At 65.6% G+C, this 2,843-nt stretch carries 4 protein-coding genes; all 4 read right to left on the bottom strand.

What is annotated here, in order from left to right; translation table 11 throughout:
- The coding region (locus EOA86_RS29135; protein ID WP_164892085.1) for a hydantoinase/oxoprolinase family protein at positions 1-858 on the bottom strand (858 nt) is incomplete at its 3' end.
- Positions 859-1,048: 190 nt separating this feature from the next.
- Positions 1,049-1,423, bottom strand: a complete 375-nt coding sequence (locus EOA86_RS29130; protein ID WP_128344820.1) for an endonuclease domain-containing protein — start codon at positions 1,421-1,423, stop codon at positions 1,049-1,051.
- 99 nt (positions 1,424-1,522) lie between these two features.
- The gene (locus EOA86_RS29125) at positions 1,523-2,146 is read right to left on the bottom strand and encodes a CDGSH iron-sulfur domain-containing protein (protein WP_128344819.1); all 624 of its coding nucleotides are present in this window, start codon (positions 2,144-2,146) and stop codon (positions 1,523-1,525) included.
- Between the two features lie 280 nt (positions 2,147-2,426).
- A partial coding sequence (locus EOA86_RS38935) for a hypothetical protein (protein ID WP_164892084.1) occupies positions 2,427-2,843 on the bottom strand: 417 nt, incomplete at its 5' end.

Genomic DNA, 2,843 nt, shown 5'->3' with positions numbered 1-2,843 from the left:
GGCGACGTCGGTGGTGGTGCCGACGATGTCCGATACCACGGCATCGTCGAGGCCGGTCATGTGGCGGGCGCCGACAAGGCTGGCGGCCGGCCCGGACAGGATCGTCTCGATCGGCCGCTGGCGGGCAAAGGCGGCCGAGACCAGGGCGCCGTCGCCGCGCACCACCATCAGCGGGGCGGCGATGCCGCGCGCGGTCAAAAACCCTTCGGTCGCCGCCACCAGCCGGTCGATCATTGAGATCAGCCGGGCGTTGAGCAGCGTGGTGAGCGCCCGGCGCGGGCCGCCGAGCTTGGCCGACAATTCGTGGCTGGCGGTGACCGGCAGGCCGGTTTTTTCGCGGATGAGGTCGCGAGCCGCGAGCTCATGCGCCGGGTTGCGGGTGGCGAAATAGGCGCAGACGGCAAAGCCGGACACCGAGGCGCCGAGTTCCTGCAGTGCCGCCTCCAGCCCGGACAGGTCGAGTTTTGCCGCATTGCCGTGGACATCATGGCCGCCGGGGCAGAACACCACCGGGTCGGTGCCGAGCGCCGCCTTCAGTCCGTCGCGGGCAAGGTCGCCTTCGGAAAAGCCGATCATCACCAGCGCCACGCGGCCGCCCTGGCCCTCGACCAACGCGTTGGTGGCAAGCGTCGTCGACATCGACACCAGTTTTATCGCTGCAGGGTCGGTGCCGGCTTTCTGCAGCACCGCGTCGACCGCGCCTGATATGCCGACGGCCAGATCATGGCGGGTGGTGAGCGCCTTGGCCTTGGCCAGCACTTTGCCGTTAGGGCCACCGGCTTCCGACCACAGCACGGCATCGGTATAGGTGCCGCCGGTGTCGATGCCGAGGAACAGGGGTTTGGTCTTGGCGGTCATTGGCGGGTCCGGAGATTTTGCGTTCCCGCCCCTTAGCCGATACGGGCCGGCGGATAAAGGCGGGAGAGGTGGGCCAACAGGAGATGACCGTGGTGACGGCCAATCTCCCCCCAAGTGGGGGAGATGTCCGGCAGGACAGAGGGGGGCGCTGTCCCGCCGGCCTCGCCGTGGTCACATCCGCTCCGGCCGTTCATTCAGACGCACGCCCTAGGCCAGCCACAATCACAATATGCTGGCAGACATTGTCGATGTCGCGGATGATGTCGTCATTCCAGAAGCGCAGGACAGTCCAGCCATCCTGTTCCAGACGCAATGTCCTTGCCGCGTCGCCGGCAACAGCATCGCCTTGCCCATGCTGGGAGCCGTCAACCTCGACGATCAGTTTCTTCTCCGAACAAGCGTAGTCGACAATGTAACCGGCAATCGGAAATTGTCGGCGGAAGCCAAGCCCCATCAACCGGTGCGCACGAAGCTCGTTCCAGAGCTTCAGCTCGGCTGATGTCATGACCTTGCGCATCGATCTGGCGTTCGCGCGATGTTTTGGAGGCAGTGGCGTGTGAGGCATTGTGCTTGTGAAATTAGCGCTCTACGGCGCCCCCCTCTGTCCTGCCGGACATCTCCCCCACGAGGGGGGAGATTGGCAGTTTCGGCTGCAACGTCAGCCTTACCCCACAAACCCCACCTTCTTATGCGTGCCATCACAAAACGGCTTGTTGGCCGAGTGGCCGCAGCGGCAGAGGAAGGTGCGTTGCGTGCGGTCGACCGTGTGACCGGTGCCGGTGACGATCTCGAGATTGCCTTCGAGCTTGAGCGGGCCGTTGGTGGTCGGCGTCACCGTCAGCGGACCATCGCGCGCGTCCAGCGCCGGCGTGTCCTTGAGCGTCGGCTCGCCGGTGGCGGAAAAACCTGATTTGGTGTGGCTGCCGTCGCAGAACGGCTTGTTTTCCGAAGCGCCGCAGCGGCAGAGCGTGGCGCGATAAAAATTCTCGCCGCCCAGAATGATCTCGGCATGCAGCGCCAGCGGGCCGTTTTCCCTGAGCCGCACGGTGTTGACCACCGGCGGCTGTTCCTGTGGGCCGCCATCCTTCCTGACATAGGTGATGGCGCCCGACGGGCAGCTCTCGGCAATTGCGACGATCTTCTCGACGCTGGCCGCCTCGGGGTGGATCCACTGGCCGGGTGCATTGGGCACGAAGACATGCGGGTCGCCCAGCACGCAGTTGCGCGAATGGATGCAGCGCCGGCCGGAAAAGCCGACATCGATCTTCTCGCCCTCGACCACTGCCATGCGGTGTCTCCTGTTCGTGTCAGGCTAGGGCGGCCGTGCGGACGGCGTCAAGCCGTGAAGGGTGCGCCCTATCTCCCCTTTTTGGGTGGGGAGATAGCCACGTGGAAATTGGTGCAGGCGGCCGAGCGAGTAATCTCCCCCCTTGAGGGGGAGATGGCCGGCAGGCCAGAGGCGGTTGGTCCGACCGGGTTCGGCTTGCTACTGCAGATGGAGGTTGGTGCTTCACGCGAGGCCCTGTCGCCTCCGGCGACATCTTCCCTCAAGGGGGGATAAAGGCGCGTCAACCGTCGATCGCCACATGCGGCGCGAGCCGCCGGATCGCGGCGATCATGTCCTGCCCCTGGACGTCGAGCGAGGAGATTTCCATGTGCACGATGTTTTTGCCGAAGGGCAGCATCCGGCTGAGCGCATTGACGGCCGAGTATTTGATTTCGTCGGGCGGTTCCCCGGTCAGCTCGAAATTGAGCATCGCCGCACCCTTGCCGCCGGAGGCGAGCCGCACGCTCAGCACGTTGCGCCAGGGCACCAGCACGTCACCGGCGCGGCGGTCGCGAAAACCCGTGTCGTCGAGCACGACCTTGACCGATTTGTCGAAGGCGCCGCGCGCGATGAAGAAGCCGAGCGCCAGGCAACCGAGCGCCAGAAGCACGATCACCAGCACCCACCCGCCAGCCGCGCCCGCCGCGAGCCCCTGCAG

It is taken from the genome of Mesorhizobium sp. M5C.F.Ca.IN.020.32.2.1 (assembly GCF_004023105.1).
GTDB lineage: Bacteria > Pseudomonadota > Alphaproteobacteria > Rhizobiales > Rhizobiaceae > Mesorhizobium > Mesorhizobium wenxiniae.
Note: the sequence above shows the minus strand (reverse complement) of the source record. Positions and strands in the feature narration are given on the sequence as shown.